This window comes from Streptomyces sp. NPDC005151, assembly GCF_053599875.1.
Window position 1 is genome coordinate 1 of the sequence record NZ_JBSFYR010000258.1, and the last position, 1,341, is coordinate 1,341.

General features: G+C 69.0%; 1 protein-coding gene and 1 pseudogene. One reads left to right on the forward strand and one right to left on the reverse strand.

The features are described 5' to 3' along the window. Positions 1-272 precede the first annotated feature (272 nt). The gene (locus ACWD6R_RS40570) at positions 273-1,109 is read left to right on the forward strand and encodes an IS5 family transposase (protein ID WP_451823344.1); all 837 of its coding nucleotides are present in this window, start codon (positions 273-275) and stop codon (positions 1,107-1,109) included. Here the strand turns inward: ACWD6R_RS40570 and ACWD6R_RS40575 are convergent. Beyond that, positions 1,069-1,341, reverse strand: a pseudogene (locus ACWD6R_RS40575) (hypothetical protein); the annotation flags it as partial. The gene ACWD6R_RS40570 and the pseudogene ACWD6R_RS40575 sit on opposite strands and share 41 nt — an antisense overlap.

Consider the following 1,341-nt stretch of genomic DNA (forward strand, 5'->3'; position numbering starts at 1 on the left):
AGAAGCTGTATGCCTATCGATCATGTGGACGGTTCTGGTCGAACAGCGGCTTTGGGCGGGTGATCTTGGCCGGGTGGGTGCATGAAGACAGGGCCTCCGGTGCAGCACGAGGGTGTTGAAGCCAACCCGTGAGCCTGGAGGCCCTGTTGTCGCATTTGTACGCGGTTTCGCCCCTGGAGTTCAACTTGGCGGGTTCGGCGTGCGATTGCCTCGCTCACCGGTTCGGGAACGCGGCCGACCAGCCGGACCGGATTCCGGCCTACGACTCGGACATGACGGACGCGGAGTGGGCGGTGGTGCGGGACGCGCTGCCGGTGCCGGCCTGGATGGAGGGCCGCGGCGGGCAGCCGGAGGGCTACTGCCACCGGCAGATGATCGACGCGATGTTCTACGTCACCGACAACGGAATCAAGTGGCGCGCGATGCCCGTCGACTTCCCCGCCTGGGACCGCGTCTACGCCTTCTCCCGCAGATGGCGGAAGAATGGCCTGGTCAAGGAGTTGCACGACCGACTGCGTGACAAGGTCCGTGTCGCGGAGGGCCGGGAGGCGGAGCCGACCGCGGGGATCATCGACTCTCAGTCGGTGAAGGCGGCCGCCTCGGTGCCCGCCGCCTCACGCGGCTACGACGGCGGCAAGAAGATCAACGGCCGGAAGCGGCACGTCATCACGGACTGCCTCGGCCTGATCCTGATGGTCATGGTGACCGCCGCGAATGTCACCGACCGCCAGGCCGCCCGGGTGATGCTGCCCCAACTGGCCGCCCGCTACCGGAAGATCCGCCTGGTGTGGGCCGACGGCGGATACACCGGCCGCCTGGTCGACTGGGCGAAGGACAAGCTCCGCCTGGCCCTTGAAGTCGTCAAGCGGAGCGACGACATGACCGGATTCGTGGTGCTGCCGAGACGGTGGGTGGTGGAACGCACACTGGGCTGGCTGATGCGCTCGCGTCGTCTGGCCCGGGACTACGAGACGCTGCCCGCCAGCAGCGAAGCGTTTATCCACTGGTCCGCGACCATGCTCATGGCCCACCGCCTGGCCCGCACCACGGCCCCCGCTCCCCGGCCGCTCAGCACTCCGCGGCAGGAGAAGACGACGCTCGCGGCATGAACCGGCCCGACGGAGAGGGTGCCAGCCAGTCCCGCTCGACGAGCCGCCGCGCCTTCGACCGCACTCCCTCGATCTTCGCCGGCACCAGGTCAAGCCCCAGCCGGTCCGTCATCTCCTTCGCCGTCACCCCCTCCCCACCACCCGCGGGTCCGGCCTCCAGCAACTCCACGATCCGCCGGTAGTCCGGCGCGAGCGCCGCCACCGTCGCTCCCTCCCACCAGCGCGGCACGAC